The sequence below is a fragment of the Kitasatospora sp. NPDC093550 genome (genome assembly GCF_044764985.1).
GTDB lineage: Bacteria > Actinomycetota > Actinomycetes > Streptomycetales > Streptomycetaceae > Kitasatospora.
In genome coordinates this window covers 33,723-48,526 of the sequence record NZ_JBIWJF010000009.1, presented here as the reverse complement: position 1 = coordinate 48,526, position 14,804 = coordinate 33,723, and the positions used below count along the sequence as shown (strand labels likewise).

The following is a 14,804-nucleotide window of genomic DNA, read 5'->3' as shown; positions in this document are numbered from 1 at the left end:
GCCCCGGTCCGTCGCTCACTCGCGACGGACCGGGGCTCCCTCAGGACCTACCGGCTCAGGTGATGTCGTCCATCTGCTCGTGCCGCGCGGCCGGCACCGGGGCACTGCTCGCCGTCGGGGCCGCCGAGGCGTGGACGCTCTCCGCGCCGGCCACCGGCTGGACGGACAGGTCCAGGTGCGAGGCCTCCTCGTCGCCCAGGCCCGCGTCCGGGTTGCGGCGCGCCTTCCGCTTGTCGAAGACGATCGCGATGACCACCGCGGTGAAGTACAGCGCCCAGATCGGTGCGGCGAGCATCAGCATGCTGATCGGGTCCGCGCTCGGGGTGGCGAAGGCCGCGAACACCGTGATGCCCATGACCATGCCGCGCCACCAGCCGAGCAGCCGCTTGCCGCTCACGATGCCGACCAGGTTGAGCATCACCAGCAGCAGCGGGAACTCGAAGGCCAGACCGAAGACCAGCACCATCCGGGTGGCGATGTCGAAGTAGTCCTCGGGCGGGAGGATCGGCGTCGTCTCGTTCGGCGTGAACGAGATCAGGACCTCGACGGTGGTCGGCATCACCAGGAAGGCGCAGGCCACGCCCGCCAGGAACAGCGGGGCGCCGCAGATCATGAAGATGATCGTGTACTTCTTCTCGTGCCGGTGCAGACCCGGCGCCACGAAGGCCCACACCTGGTACAGCCAGACCGGGACGGCCGCGACCACGCCCGCCGTGAGCGCGACCTTGAGCATCCAGTTGAAGCCGGCGGTGAGACCGATGTTGGACACCTGGGCGCAGCGCCCGTGGTAGTCCCCCGCGTTCTGCTTGTCGCACTGCGGCAGCGGCTGCAGGAGGAAGTGCTCCAGCTGCTTGTGGTAGATCCCCGCGACGATCGTGAACACCAAGATCGCCAGGACCGACTTGACCACCCGGTTGCGCAGTTCCCGCAGGTGTTCGGCGAGGGCCATCCGCCCTTCAGGGTCCTTGGACGCCTTGGACGCCTTCGGCGCCTTGGAGAGCTTGCTCAACCCCGGTCCTCACATCGTGCGTCGAGGCCCGCCGGTCGACGGGCCTCCATGGTCGCGTGCGTCGCGCGCGTCGCGTACGTGGCGTCGGTCACGTTCGCCGCGCGCTCAGTGCGAGCGCTCGCCGTCGGGCTCCGCCACCGGACGGGCCGTGGCCGAGGCGCCGGGAGCGGCCTGGATGGTCTTGCCCTCCGAACCCGTCGAACCCGCCGAACCCGCCGAACCGTTCGTACCGGTCGAACCGTCCACCGTTGCCCCGCCGGCCCGCGCCGACGGCTCGGACTCGCCGTCCGTCCGCATCGCCTTGGCCTCGCTCTTCAGGATCCGCAGCGACTGTCCCAGCGACCGCGCCACGTCCGGGAGCCGCTTGGCTCCGAACAGCACGATGGCGAGGACCACGATCACCACGATCGCGGTCATCGAGATGCGCATGCGCGACCACCTTCAGTCAGCGGCGGCCCGACGGGCCGTCCGCTGCGGATGGTAACCGCTGCGGATGACGCCACGACGACGGCCGCCCGAACAGGACAGCGGCCCCCGGTCCACGGTTCAGGAGCCACCTGAGAGCGTAACCCGCCCTTACCCCCGCGCAGCAGCCCCCGTACCGCCGACGACCGATCCGTGCTACGCGGCCCGGACCCCCTGGCCCGGCACCGCGTCCGCCAGGTCCTCCGCCGCCGAGGCGAGCGCCCGCGCGGCCGTGTCCACGCCCTTGGCGAGCGCCCGCACGTCCAGCCAGAGCCGGATCGCGAGGACCCCCAGGACCAGCAGGCCCGCGGTGGCGAGCAGGACGGCGGCGACGAGCATCCAGGACATGCGCCCCACCCTATACGCGCACGAGGCCCGCTCTTTCGGCCTGACCGGCTAGCCCTCGGCCGGGACGAGCCGCATGGTGCGCACCCCGGCCCCGGTGAGCGCCTCGACGATCTTCTCCCCGGCGGGCTTGCGCACCGCCGCCCCGCACAGCGGGCAGCCGAAGCTGTAGTGCGCCTGGGCCGGGGTGCGACCGAGGGTCAGCCGGAACGCCTCGGCCGGCAGCTCCACCTTCTCCCGGCACTCCGAGCAGTACACCTTGAATCTGGTCCCGGGTTCCACCGCTCAGACCTGCCCCTCCCCGTAGGCGGCCAGCGCCTCCCGCGCGGCCGAGCGCGCCTGCTCGGCCAGTTCGGGCGGCGAGACGATCCGGCCGTCCCGGCCCAGCCGCAGCGCCAGCGGGCGCAGCTGGGAGGGGTCGGCGCTGCGCAGGGTGATCCGCAGCCCGCCGTCGGGCAGCTCCTCGGCCCGGTCGTGGGTGTAGTACTCGGCCACCCAGCGGCCGCCGGAGGAGACCTCGACGACCACCTCGGGGTCGTCCGCCGCCGGGTTGACCAGCCCGCCGCTCAGGTCGCGCGGCTCGCGCCGGGGCGGGTCGGCCGGGACGTCCAGGACGCGGATCTCGGCGACCCGGTCCAGCCGGAACATCCGGTGGTCCTCGGAGGTGCGGCACCAGGCTTCGAGGTAGGTGTGGCCCTCGGTGAGCAGCCGGATCGGGTCGACCTCGCGCTCCGTCATCCCGCCGCGCCCGTGCGAGTAGTAGCGCAGCCAGAGCCGGCGGCCCTCGCTGAGCGCGCGGTCGATGTCGGCGAAGACGTGGCTCTCCGCCTCGAAGGTCACGCCGACCCGGGCGCTGCCCTCGGCGCTCTCCCCCGCCGCGTTCTCGATCTTGGCGACGGCCCGGGTGAGCGCCTCCCGGTCACCGGCCCGCAGCCCCGGCAGGCCGGCCACCGCGCGGGCGGCCACCAGCAGCGCGGTGGCCTCGTCGGCGGCCAGCCGCAGCGGCTGGGCCACGTCGTCGACGTTGTGCCACCAGATCCGCTCGCCGTCGGTGTCGATGTCCAGCAGGTCGCCGCCGCGGAAGCTGGTGCCGCACATCGGCAGCACGTTGAGGTCGCCGATCAGCTCGCGCTCGCTGATCCCGAACGCCCGGGCCACCTCGGCGACCTCGGCCCCGGGCCGCTCGCGCAGGTAGGTGACCAGCGACAGCATCCGTCGCGTCTGGTCGATCGCATTGCTCATGCCCGCACATCCTCGATACCCGCGACCGCCCGCAGCCGGTCGACCACATCCGCCCGCAGCTCCTCCGGCCCGAGCACCAGCACGTCCGGCCCGAACTCCGCCAGGTCCGCGCCGAGCCCGTTGCCGTACGGGATCTCCAGCTCGTCCCAGACCTCGTCGACCCGGGTGCTGCCCAGCGCCTTGGTGCGCAGCGGGAAGCCGGCGCCCCGGCGGACCCGCACGGTCGCGGTGGCGGTGGCGCCCTCCCCCGCGAACTTCGCCACGGTGGCCCGGACGTCCACGTGCTCGGGCACGGTGCCGAGGAAGGCCCCGTTCTTCGCCCGGACCTTCCCGGTGATCCGGCTGAGCCGGAACACCCGGGCGTCGCCGCGGTCGCGGTCGAACCCGGCCAGGTACCAGTGCCCGCGCCAGCACTCCAGCGCCCACGGCTCGACGCTGCGCTGCTCGACGGCGGCGGCACCGGCCTTGCGGTACTCGAAGGTGACCGGACGGCGGTCCCGGGCGGCGGTGAGCAGCGGCTCGAACGCGGCCTCCCGGGCGGGGATGCGCGGCTCCAGGGCGGTACGGCCCTCGGCCTCGGCGAAGGGCACCCCGGCGGCGCGCAGCTTCTGCAGCGCGCCGCTGGCCGCGCCGGACATCTTGGCCTGCTGCCAGACCCGGGCCGCCAGGGTCAGCGCGGCCGCCTCCTCCGCGTCCAGCGCGATCTCGGGCAGCCGGTTGCGGTCGGCGCGGGCCAGGTAGCCGAGCTCGCCGTCCAGGGCGCTCTCGTCGACGTCGATCACCAGGCCGAGCTCGCGCAGGTCGTCCTTGTCCCGCTCGAACATCCGGTTGAAGGCGTCCTCGCTGCTGCTCTGCCAGGCCTCGCGGTACGCCTCGATGGATTCCCGCAGCTCCTTCTTGGAGAGCGGACGTCTGGTGTTCATCAGGCACAGGGCGAGATTCATCAGCCGCTCTGCCTTGGCGATCGCCATCGCTGACCCTTCCGGTGTGCCGCGCCGCGCGCGGGGTGCGCCAACCGGGCGATCACCACCCGGCGGGACCGACCGTACCGGTAGCGGTACGCAGTGCAAAAGCCGCGTCCCACACCCGGTCCCCGAGCCGTCCCGCGCCCGGCTCCCGAGTCGTCCCACACCCGGTCCCCGAGCCGTGCCCGGCGGGCCCGGAGACGCCCGTGGGCCGGGCCCCCGGAGGGGTCCGGCCCACGGTCACGACGGGCTCCGAGCGGGAGGCTCAGACGGCCAGCAGGTCGACCACGAAGATCAGGGTCGAGCCCTTCGGGATCGCCGGGGTCGGCGACTGGTCGCCGTACGCCAGGTGCGGCGGGATGGTCAGCTCGCGGCGGCCGCCGACCTTCATGCCGACGACGCCCTGGTCCCAGCCCTTGATGACGCGGCCGGCACCCAGCGGGAAGCGGAACTCGTTCGGGCTCCGGTTCCAGCTCGCGTCGAACTCCTCGCCGGTGGCGAAGGTCACGCCGACGTAGCGGACGCTGACGTTCTGACCCGGCTTCGCCTCGTCGCCCTCACCGACGACGATGTCGCGGATCTTCAGCTCCGACGGGGCGTCGCCGATCGGGAAGTCGATCTCGGGCTTCTCGTTGAGGTTGACGCTCACAGTCCCTCTTCTCACGTTTCGCATTGCATTCACGACCAAGCGGCGGGCGCCCGCACCCGGTCCACCCGAACAAGGAGTACGGGAGGACCACCGTACGGGCGCCCGCCGCCCGTCCGGGCCCGGCCACGCGGCCGGACCCGAAGGTCACACGCAGACCATTGTCACCCGAAAGTGGATCAGCCCTGTCCGGCGTCCAGGATGTCCACCACGAAGACCAGCGTCGCACCGGGCGGGATGTCGCCCTGGCCCTTGTCGCCGTAGCCCAGCGCCGCCGGGATCACCAGCTCGACCCGGCTGCCCACGGTCTGGCCCTCCAGGCCCTGGTCCCAGCCCTGGATGACCTGGCCGCCGCCCACCGGGAAGGTGAACGCCTGGCCCTTGCTGAGCGAGGAGTCGAAGACCTTGCCGTCCTTGAACAGCGCGCCGGTGTACTGGACGACGACCTTCTCGCCCTTCTCCACCTTCGGCCCGGTGCCCTTGATCAGGACGTGGCTCTTCAGCTCGGTCGGGTCCTTGGCACCGGCCACCGGGGTGATCTCGGCGGGCTTCTTGCCGTTGTCCTTGACCTGCGGGAAGTCCGCCGGCGGCGGGGTGACCGTACCGCTGACGACCGAGTCCGGTGCGTTGGCGTTGCGGATGTCGATCACGAAGATCAGGTTGTCCTTGGGCCCGATCGACATGTCGGCCTTGCCCTGGGAGCCGAACGCGGCGGCCGGCGGGGCCACCACCAGCACCCGGCTGCCGGCCTTCTTCCCGACCACGGCCTGGTCCAGCGCCGCGATCAGCGAGTCCGTGCCGGCCTGGAAGATCTGCGGCTTGCCGTTGGCGTCGTACGAGCTCGGGATGTCCTTGCCGGTGTTCCAGTCCTTGGCGGTGTAGTCCACCGAGGTCCAGGAGTTCTTCTCCACCTTGGGGCCGGAGCCCTCGGAGAGCACCTTCACCACGAAGCTGCCGTCGGACGCCTCGGTCGGCACCTGGATCTCGGCCTTCTTGCCGAAGTCCCCGGTGACGGTCGGCAGCACCTTCGCGCTGTCCTTGATCGGCGGCACCGGCTCGGCGCTGGGCGTGGGCGGCGCGGTCTTGGCCGCGTCCGGCTTGGCCGCGGAGGCGGCGTCCTTGCTGCCGCCGTCCTTGTTGACCATGTAGAGCGTCACGGCACTGCCGGCCAGCAGCACGGCCAGCACCGTGCCGAGGATCACACCGAGCTTGCCGACCCCGGGCGGGTTCTCGTCGTACCCGGCCTCGGAGGTGTCCGCGCGGCGCACGGTGGAGGCGAAGATCTGCGGGGCGTCGTCGGTCTTGGTCCCGCCCGGGGCCGTCGGCCGCTCACCGGGCTGCGCCCAGCCGGCCTGCTGCTTCAGGATCGACGGCGGAACGACGATCGACTCGCCGTCCCCCGGAAGCGGGCCGCCGGGACGCGAGGCGGCCGGGTCACCCGCAGAGCTGTCGTTCGCCGCGGTGCCGGCCCCGCCCGGGCTCGGCGTCTTCTCAGTCATGACTCCCCATCCATCTCGCCACAGGTCTTCCAGGTCTGCGCCCGGCGTGCTGAGCGCCGGCCTGCCGTCGCACCGCCCGCCCCGGACCTCGGCGCCGGACGGCGCCCGCCACAGCGCGAGGGCAGTATGACAGCTCAGGATGAGGGCGGACGCTTCGTTGTACGAGCGTCCGCCCAAGCGTACGGAATCCCCCCACCGACTTCCTAGGGCGTGTCCTACACCGCTTCCAGAATGTCGATCACGAAGACCAGCGTGGAGTTCGCGGGCACCGCGCCCTGCGCCTTGTCCTGGTACCCGAGCGCGGGCGGCACCACCAGCAGCACCCGGCTGCCGACGTTCTGCCCGACCAGGCCCTTGTCCCAGCCCTCGATCACGCTGCCGGTGCCGATCTGCACCGCCTGCGCGCCGCCGTGCGTCCAGGAGGAGTCGAACTGCTGGCCGTTGCTCCACAGCACCCCGGTGTACTGCACCACCAGCGTCTGCCCGGTCTTGACCTGCTTGCCCTCGCCCTTGATCAGCACCGCCTGCTGCAGGTCGGTGGGCGCCGGCTGCCCGGCCGGCACGGTGATCGTCACCGGCGCCTTGCCGTTGTCCTTGACCTGCGGCAGGTTCGCGGGCGGCTGGGTCATGTTCCCGGTCAGCGTGGAGTCCGGCGGCAGGCTCTCCATGATGTCCAGCACGAACACCACGGTGTCGTTCTTGTTGACGCCCAGCTGCTCGGAGCCCTGCTCGCCGAAGGCGGCCGCCGGCGGGGCCACCACCAGCAGCCGGGTGCCCACCTTCTTGCCGATCACGCTCTGGTCCAGCGCCGGCACCAGCTGTCCGCTGCCGGCCTGGTAGAGCTGCGGCTTGCCGTTGGCGTCGTACGAGCTGGGCAGGTCCTTGCCGGTGGTCCAGTCCTTCGCGGTGTAGTTGACCGTCACCCAGTCGCCCTTGTTGACGGTCGCGCGGTCGCCCTCGCTGACCGTGTTCACCACGAACTGGCCGCTGGGCTGCGCGCCCTCGGGGATCGTGATGGTCGCCTTGCTGCCGAATCCGCCACCCGAAAGGGTGGGCATCGGCGAGGCCTCGGCGACCGGCGCCGGCACCGTCGGGGCCGCGCTCGCGGGGGACGGCGTCGCCGGACCGGCCGCCTTGGGGGAACTGCTGCAGGCGACCGCCAGCAGCAGCGGCAGGGTGAGAAGCAAACCGGCGGTGCGGCGCACGGTGGTCCTAACTGTCGGTCGAAGTCGGCTCTCCTGACTCGACGGACAGCGTATGCCCGGCACGCGTCCGGCCCCGGTAGACACCACCGGGGCCGGACCGCCGTGATCACCGCGGGCGCTACATCCCCGCGATGAGCTTCTCCACCCGCTCGTCCACCGAACGGAACGGGTCCTTGCACAGCACCGTGCGCTGCGCCTGGTCGTTGAGCTTCAGGTGCACCCAGTCCACCGTGAAGTCCCGGCGCTGCTCCTGCGCCCGGCGGATGAAGTCCCCGCGCAGCCGGGCCCGGGTGGTCTGCGGCGGGATCGACTTGGCCTCGAAGGTCTTGAGGTCGGTGGTCACCCGCTGCGCCTGTCCCTTGCCCTGGAGCAGGTAGAACAGCCCGCGGCGGCGGTGGATGTCGTGGTACGCGAGGTCGATCTGCGCCACCCGCGGGTTGGACATGCTCATCTGGTGCTTCTCGCGGTAGCGCTCGATGAGCTTGTACTTCATGATCCAGTCGATCTCGGTGGCCACTCCGTCCAGCCGCTCGGTGCGGACGGCCTCCAGGGTGCGGCCCCACAGGTCGAGGATCCGGGCGACGGTACCGGTGTTGATGCCCTTGCGGTCGGCGAACTCCAGCGCCTTGGTGTAGTACTCCTCCTGGATGTCCAGCGCGCTGGCCTCGCGGCCGTTGGCGAGCCGCACCTGGTGGGTGCCGGTGAGGTCGTGGCTGACCTCGCGGATCGCCCGGATCGGGTTCTCCAGGGTGAGGTCGCGCATCACCACGCCGGCCTCGATCAACCGCAGCACCAGGTCGGTGGAGCCGACCTTGAGCAGCGTCGTGGTCTCGGACATGTTGGAGTCGCCGACGATCACGTGCAGCCGGCGGTAGCGCTCGGCGTCCGCGTGCGGCTCGTCCCTGGTGTTGATGATCGGCCGCGAGCGGGTGGTGGCGGAGCTGACGCCCTCCCAGATGTGCTCGGCCCGCTGGCTGACGCAGTAGACCGCGCCGCGCGGGGTCTGCAGCACCTTGCCCGCCCCGCAGATCAGCTGCCGGGTGACCAGGAACGGGATCAGCACGTCGGCCAGCCGGGAGAACTCGCCGTGCCGGGCCACGCAGTAGTTCTCGTGGCAACCGTAGGAGTTCCCGGCCGAGTCGGTGTTGTTCTTGAAGAGGTAGACGTCGCCGGCGATGCCCTCCTCGTGCAGCCGCCGCTCGGCGTCCACCAGGAGGCCTTCGAGGATGCGCTCGCCGGCCTTGTCGTGCGTCACGAGCTCGACCACGTCGTCGCACTCGGGGGTGGCGTACTCGGGGTGCGAGCCCACGTCGAGGTAGAGCCGTGCGCCGTTGCGCAGGAAGACGTTGCTGCTGCGGCCCCAGGAGACGACCCGGCGGAACAGGTACCGCGCCACCTCGTCCGGCGACAGCCGCCGCTGCCCGCGGAACGTGCAGGTCACGCCGTACTCGTTCTCCAGCCCGAAAATCCGGCGGTCCATGAGCACTCCATTCTGGTCGGAGCTGTCCGAAACCGCCTCCACGACGACTGGGCCGCCGCAGGGGCACCGGGGTCCCGTACGACGGCGTTCCGGCCGCCGTGCGGGACCCCTCAGGCACTGCTACTCCGGCGCGGTGTCCGCCGGGGTGTCCTCGTCGTCCGCCTCGGCGGACTGGTCCCCGTCGAGCAGCCGGCCGAGCTGGTTGCCGAGGATCCGCTTGAACTTGCGCTGCTGGAACCGCTGCCGGTCGAGGACCGCGACCTCCAGCTGCTCCGGGGTGAGGCTGCGCGGGCTTCCGCCGTTGGGGTCGCGGGCGAGCGAGTCGACCGCGACCTTCACCGCCTCGGTGAGGCTCAGGCCCACGCGGTGGCGCTGGCCGAGGTAGTTGCCGATGGAGTCGGCGTTGCCGCCGACCACCACGTAGTTCTTCTCGTCGACGACCGAGCCGTCCGGCGTGAGCCGGTAGATCTGGTCGTTGTCGGCGGTCCGGCCGACCTCGGCCACGATCAGCTCGACCTCGTACGGCTTCTCCCCGACCGAGGAGAAGATGGTGCCCAGGGTCTGGGCGTACACGTTGGCCAGGCCCCGGGCCGTGACGTCGGCCCGGTCGTAGGAGTAGCCGCGCAGGTCGGCGTAGCGGACGCCGCCGATGCGCAGGTTCTCGAACTCGTTGTAGCGCCCGACCGCCGCGAAGGCGATCTTGTCGTAGATCTCGGAGACCTTGTGGAGCGCTCTGGAGGTGTTCTCCGCGACGAAGACGATGCCGTCGGCGTAGGTGAGCACGACCACGCTGCGGCCGCGCGCGATGCCCTTGCGGGCGTACTCCGCGCGGTCCGCCATGGCCTGCTGGGGCGAGACGTAGAACGGTGTCGACACCGGCGGTCGTCCCTTTCCTGTGAGGTGATGGCTAGATCAGCGGGGCCTGCGGGCCGTTGGGTCGGGCCAGCCGCTCGTCGGTGATGGCGACGGCGACCTCGGTGACCTCCGCCTCGGTGAGCCGGCGGAAGCCGTCCTGGGTGATCAGCGAGACGATCGGGAAGATCTTGCGGGCGAGGTCCGGACCGCCGGTGGCGGAGTCGTCGTCGGCCGCGTCGTAGAGCGCCTGGACGACCAGGGTGACGGCCTGGTCGGCCGTCAGGCCCTCGCGGTAGAGCTTCTTCAGCGAACCGCGGGCGAAGACCGAGCCCGAGCCGGTGGCGGCGAACCCGCGCTCCTCGGAACGGCCGCCGGTGACGTCGTAGTTGAAGATCCGGCCGCGGCCGAGGTCCAGGTCGTAGCCGGCGAACATCGGCACGACCGCGAGGCCCTGCATCGCCATGCCGAGGTTGCCCCGGATCATGCTGGTGAGGCGGTTCGCCTTGCCCTCCAGCGAGAGCGTGGTGCCCTCGATCTTCTCGTAGTGCTCCAGCTCCAGCTGGAACAGCCGGACCATCTCGACCGCGAGGCCCGCGGTGCCGGCGATGCCGACCGCGCTGTACTCGTCGGCCGGGAACACCTTCTCGATGTCGCGCTGGGCGATCACGTTGCCCATCGTCGCCCGGCGGTCGCCCGCGATCACCACGCCGCCGTCGAAGACCGCGGCCACGATCGTGGTCCCGTGCGGCGCCTCGACGACCGAGCCCTCGGGGAGCCCGCGGTGGCCGGGGATCAGCTCCGGCCGGTGCTCGGCGAGGAAGTCGAGGAACGAGGAGGACCCCGGGGTCAGGAAGGCAGCCGGTAGACGCCCGGTGCCACGAGTGTTGGCTTCCACACGATTCCTTCCAGGTAGTTTGAAGCGCGCATTGCCCGCACCCTACCCGCCCGACGATCACTGTCCGCAGGAGGTGGGGAGGTGCCGGGCGGCCGGGCGGCGAGTGCCGCCCGACCGCCCTCGACGGTCACGACCGTGAATTCCCGAATACCGGGGACGGACTATTGACCGCCCTTCTGCACGAATCCGCGGACGAAATCCTCCGCGTTCGATTCCAGCACCTCGTCGATTTCGTCCAGCACCGCGTCGACGTCGTCGCCCAGCTTTTCCTGGCGCTCCTTGAGGTCCTCGGAATTCTGCGTTTCCGCGGCCTGCTCCTCGACCTCCTCGGAGGAGCGGTTTGCCCGCTGCTGGCCGCCGCCGGTGTCCTTGCTCGCCATTTCCCTCACCCCGCTCGAATCGTCTGGCACGGTTTGGTCGGTTGGGTCGTTGCCGGTTGGCACCGACCCTATACACAAGGTGCGACTGCCGCTCCCGGTTTGCCGGTGGCGCTTCCTGTCCAACACCCGCTGCCACCCCGGATGATTCCCATTCGGCGGACGTTCACCCGTGGTGATCGAAAAGTTACCCGCCGGCCAGGACCCGCAGCAGGTCCTCCGCCGTGCGGCAGCGGTCCAGCAGCTCCTTGACGTGGTTGCGGGTGCCGCGCAGCGGCTCCAGGGTGGGCACCCGCTGCAGCGAGTCCCGGCCCGGCAGGTCGAAGATCACCGAGTCCCAGGAGGCCGCCGCGACGTGGTCGGCGTACTGCTCCAGGCAGCGGCCGCGGAAGTAGGCCCTGGTGTCCTCCGGCGGCTTGGTGACGGCCCGCTCGACCTCGTCCTCGGTGAGCAGCCGCTCGAAGCGTCCGCGGGCCGCCAGACGGTTGTAGAGGCCCTTCTCGGACCGCACGTCGCTGTACTGGAGGTCGACCAGGTGCAGCCGCGGGTTGGACCACTCCAGGCCGTCCCGGCTGCGGTAGCCCTCCAGGATCTCCCGCTTGGCGATCCAGTCCAGCTGCCTGGACAGCGACATCGGGTCCCGCTCCAGCCGGCCGAGGACGTCCTCCCAGCGCGTCAGCACGTCCACCGTCTGCTCGTCCGCGTCGGTGCCGAAGCGGTCCTCGACGTACTTGTGGGCCAGCTCGAAGTACTCGAGCTGGAGCTGGACGGCGGTGAGCTTGCGCCCGTTGCGCAGGGTGATCAGGTGCTGGAGCGTCGGGTCGTGGGAGACCCGGTGCAGGGTGCGCACCGGCTGGTCGACGGCGAGGTCGGAGGCGATGAAGGAGTCCTCGATCATCGACAGGACCAGCGCGGTGGTGCCCAGCTTGAGGTAGGTGGAGATCTCGGAGAGGTTGGCGTCCCCGATGATCACGTGCAGCCGGCGGTACTTCTCGGCGTCCGCGTGCGGTTCGTCCCGGGTGTTGATGATGGGCCGCTTGAGCGTGGTCTCCAGGCCGACCTCGACCTCGAAGTAGTCCGCCCGCTGGCTGATCTGGAAGCCGTGCGCCGAGCCGTCCTGGCCGATGCCGACCCGGCCGGCGCCGGTGACCACCTGGCGGGAGACGAAGAACGGGGTGAGGTGGCGGACGATGTCGGCGAACGGCGTCGCCCGCTTCATCAGGTAGTTCTCGTGGGTGCCGTAGGAGGCGCCCTTGTTGTCGGTGTTGTTCTTGTACAGGTGGATGTTCTGCCCGTTGGGCAGCTCCAGGGCGCGCTGCGCGGCCGCCGCCATGATCCGTTCGCCGGCTTTGTCCCACAGCACGGCGTCGCGCGGGTTGGTGACCTCGGGCGAGCTGTACTCGGGGTGCGCGTGGTCCACGTAGAACCGGGCCCCGTTGGTGAGGATGACGTTGGCGAGGCCGATGTCCTCGTCGGTCAGCTGGCTGGCGTCCGCGACCTCGCGCGCCAGGTCGAAGCCCCGCGCGTCGCGCAGCGGATTCTCCTCCTCGAAGTCCCAGCGGGCCCGCCGTGCCCGGTGCATCGCCGCCGCGTAAGCGTTGACGATCTGGGACGAGGTGAGCATGGCGTTGGCGTTGGGGTGCCCGGGCACGGAGATCCCGTACTCGGTCTCGATGCCCATCACGCGCCGTACGGTCATGCGGCCCTCCTTGCCCGGTGCTCCGCCCCCGGCGGGCGGAACACGCTGACGTACCGCTGAACAACACCGGGCGCCGGCCATCTGCCCGCGAACGGTGGGTCGAGCCTAGAACCCGGCGCCGGACGGCGGGCCCCGAGACGCGCCGTCCGGCTGCGGGGCCGCGAGGCGCCACAGCCGGACGGTGTGCGTACAGCTCCGGGGACCGCTGCCCGGCCCGGGTAACCGTGTGCTTACAGGTACTGCCCCGTGTTGGCGACAGTGTCGATCGAGCGGCCGGACTCGGCGCCCTGCTTGCCGGTGACCAGCGTGCGGATGAAGACGATCCGCTCGCCCTTCTTGCCGGAGATGCGGGCCCAGTCGTCCGGGTTGGTGGTGTTCGGGAGGTCCTCGTTCTCCTTGAACTCGTCCACGCAGGCGGCGAGCAGGTGGGAGACGCGCAGACCGCGCTGGCCGTGGTCGAGGAAGTCCTTGATGGCCATCTTCTTCGCGCGGTCGACGATGTTCTGGATCATCGCGCCGGAGTTGAAGTCCTTGAAGTACAGGACCTCCTTGTCACCGTTGGCGTAGGTGACCTCCAGGAAGCGGTTCTCCTCGGTCTCGGAGTACATCCGCTCCACCACCGACTGGATCATCGCGGCCACCGTGGCCTCGACGGAGCCGTCGTGCTCCTTGAGGTCGTCCGGGTGGAACGGCAGCGACTCCTTGAGGTACTTGGAGAAGATGTCCTTCGCGGCCTCGGCGTCCGGGCGCTCGATCTTGATCTTGACGTCCAGCCGGCCGGGCCGCAGGATCGCCGGGTCGATCATGTCCTCGCGGTTCGAGGCGCCGATGACGATGACGTTCTCCAGGCCCTCCACGCCGTCGATCTCGGCGAGCAGCTGCGGGACGATGGTGTTCTCCACGTCCGAGCTGACACCGGAACCGCGGGTGCGGAACAGCGACTCCATCTCGTCGAAGAAGACGATGACGGGCGTGCCCTCGCCCGCCTTCTCCCGGGCCCGCTGGAAGACCAGGCGGATCTGCCGCTCGGTCTCGCCCACGTACTTGTTGAGCAGCTCGGGGCCCTTGATGTTGAGGAAGTAGCTCTTCCCCTGGGGGCGGCCGGTGACCTCGGCGACCTTCTTGGCCAGCGAGTTGGCGACCGCCTTGGCGATCAGCGTCTTGCCGCAGCCGGGCGGGCCGTAGAGCAGCACGCCCTTGGGCGGGCGCAGCTCGAACTCCTTGAAGAGGTCGGCGTGCAGGTACGGCAGCTCGACCGCGTCGCGGATCTGCTCGATCTGGTTGCTCAGGCCGCCGATCTGGCGGTAGTCGATGTCCGGGACCTCCTCGAGGACCAGCTCCTCGACCTCGGCCTTCGGCACGACCTCGTACACGTAGCCGGAGCGGGGCTCCAGCAGCAGGGCGTCCCCCGCCCGGATGGTGAGCTCGCGCAGCGGTTCGGCGAGCCGCACCACGCGCTCCTCGTCGGTGTGGCCGAGAACCAGGGCGCGCTCGCCGTCCTCCAGGACCTCCTTGAGGGTGACGATCTCGCCGATGCGCTCGAAGGCCATCGCGTCCACGATGTTGAGGGCCTCGTTGAGCATCACTTCCTGGCCGCGCCGAAGCTCGTCGAGGGCGACGTTGGGGCTGACGTTCACGCGGAGCTTGCGCCCACCGGTGAAGATGTCGGCGGTCCCGTCCTCGTTCGCTTCGAGGAAGGTGCCGAAGCCCGCCGGGGGCTGTGCCAGCCGGTCCACTTCCTCCTTGAGGGCCACGATCTGGTCGCGGGCCTCGCGCAGGGTGGAGGCGAGCCGTTCGTTCTGGGCGGTCACGCCCGCCAGGTTGGTCTGGAGCTCGACGATCCGCTCTTCGAGGATCCTCGAATTGCGCGGCGAGTCGGCGAGCTTGCGGCGCAGCACGGCGATTTCCTGCTCAAGGTACGAGACCTGAGCGGCCTCGTCGGAACCACGAGCGGGCCTGCCGGTGCTGCGGTTGTAGTCGTCATCGTGGGCTGCCACGGTCCTCACCTCCTCCGGGGAGCTGGACGCTTCCAGACCCTACCTGGGACCAGGGGTCCGTAAACCCCTAGATCAAGAAAGATGGAACGGGCGTGTCCGATCTTCGCCCCAGCGTGCTTCCCCTC

At 70.6% G+C, this 14,804-nt stretch carries 15 protein-coding genes; all 15 read right to left on the bottom strand.

What is annotated here, in order from left to right:
* Positions 1 to 55: 55 nt before the first annotated feature.
* The 15 genes from tatC to arc all read right to left on the bottom strand — a co-directional run bounded on the left by tatC (position 56) and on the right by arc (position 14,679).
* Positions 56 to 949: a twin-arginine translocase subunit TatC gene (gene tatC, locus ACIRD3_RS16405; protein WP_402217043.1), complete on the bottom strand. Its 894-nt coding sequence runs from the start codon at positions 947 to 949 to the stop codon at positions 56 to 58.
* A 165-nt stretch (positions 950 to 1,114) separates the two neighbouring features.
* Positions 1,115 to 1,438: a Sec-independent protein translocase subunit TatA gene (tatA, locus tag ACIRD3_RS16400; protein WP_402216468.1), complete on the bottom strand. Its 324-nt coding sequence runs from the start codon at positions 1,436 to 1,438 to the stop codon at positions 1,115 to 1,117.
* A gap of 192 nt (positions 1,439 to 1,630) precedes the next feature.
* Positions 1,631 to 1,822 (bottom strand): hypothetical protein, encoded by a 192-nt coding sequence (locus ACIRD3_RS16395; protein WP_402216465.1) that lies wholly within the window; start codon positions 1,820 to 1,822, stop codon positions 1,631 to 1,633.
* Positions 1,823 to 1,870: 48 nt separating this feature from the next.
* Complete coding sequence (locus tag ACIRD3_RS16390; RefSeq protein ID WP_402216463.1) at positions 1,871 to 2,101, bottom strand: hypothetical protein; 231 nt, start codon at positions 2,099 to 2,101, stop codon at positions 1,871 to 1,873.
* Positions 2,102 to 2,104: 3 nt separating this feature from the next.
* Entirely contained in the window at positions 2,105 to 3,061 is a 957-nt protein-coding gene (locus ACIRD3_RS16385) for a WYL domain-containing protein (protein WP_316520336.1), read from the bottom strand.
* On the bottom strand, positions 3,058 to 4,032 hold the full coding sequence (locus ACIRD3_RS16380; RefSeq protein ID WP_402216460.1) for a helix-turn-helix transcriptional regulator: 975 nt from the start codon (positions 4,030 to 4,032) through the stop codon (positions 3,058 to 3,060). The genes ACIRD3_RS16385 and ACIRD3_RS16380 overlap by 4 nt, the downstream gene beginning before the upstream one ends.
* 259 nt (positions 4,033 to 4,291) lie before the next feature.
* Positions 4,292 to 4,699 (bottom strand): FKBP-type peptidyl-prolyl cis-trans isomerase, encoded by a 408-nt coding sequence (locus ACIRD3_RS16375; protein ID WP_402216458.1) that lies wholly within the window; start codon positions 4,697 to 4,699, stop codon positions 4,292 to 4,294.
* Positions 4,700 to 4,851: 152 nt separating this feature from the next.
* The gene (locus ACIRD3_RS16370) at positions 4,852 to 6,171 is read right to left on the bottom strand and encodes an FKBP-type peptidyl-prolyl cis-trans isomerase (RefSeq protein ID WP_402216455.1); all 1,320 of its coding nucleotides are present in this window, start codon (positions 6,169 to 6,171) and stop codon (positions 4,852 to 4,854) included.
* Positions 6,172 to 6,386: 215 nt separating this feature from the next.
* The gene (locus ACIRD3_RS16365; protein ID WP_402216453.1) at positions 6,387 to 7,376 is read right to left on the bottom strand and encodes an FKBP-type peptidyl-prolyl cis-trans isomerase; all 990 of its coding nucleotides are present in this window, start codon (positions 7,374 to 7,376) and stop codon (positions 6,387 to 6,389) included.
* A 118-nt stretch (positions 7,377 to 7,494) separates the two neighbouring features.
* The gene (pafA, locus tag ACIRD3_RS16360; protein ID WP_402216451.1) at positions 7,495 to 8,856 is read right to left on the bottom strand and encodes a Pup--protein ligase; all 1,362 of its coding nucleotides are present in this window, start codon (positions 8,854 to 8,856) and stop codon (positions 7,495 to 7,497) included.
* Between the two features lie 120 nt (positions 8,857 to 8,976).
* A complete protein-coding gene (gene prcA, locus ACIRD3_RS16355; RefSeq protein ID WP_402216449.1) occupies positions 8,977 to 9,732 on the bottom strand; it encodes a proteasome subunit alpha in 756 nt (251 codons plus the stop codon).
* A 31-nt stretch (positions 9,733 to 9,763) separates the two neighbouring features.
* Positions 9,764 to 10,606, bottom strand: coding sequence for a proteasome subunit beta (gene prcB / locus ACIRD3_RS16350; RefSeq protein WP_402216446.1), 843 nt, complete (start codon positions 10,604 to 10,606; stop codon positions 9,764 to 9,766).
* A 161-nt stretch (positions 10,607 to 10,767) separates the two neighbouring features.
* Entirely contained in the window at positions 10,768 to 10,986 is a 219-nt protein-coding gene (locus tag ACIRD3_RS16345; RefSeq protein ID WP_402216443.1) for a ubiquitin-like protein Pup, read from the bottom strand.
* A gap of 184 nt (positions 10,987 to 11,170) precedes the next feature.
* Entirely contained in the window at positions 11,171 to 12,682 is a 1,512-nt protein-coding gene (dop, locus tag ACIRD3_RS16340; RefSeq protein ID WP_402216441.1) for a depupylase/deamidase Dop, read from the bottom strand.
* A gap of 230 nt (positions 12,683 to 12,912) precedes the next feature.
* A complete protein-coding gene (gene arc, locus ACIRD3_RS16335; protein WP_402216439.1) occupies positions 12,913 to 14,679 on the bottom strand; it encodes a proteasome ATPase in 1,767 nt (588 codons plus the stop codon).
* Positions 14,680 to 14,804: the final 125 nt, after the last annotated feature.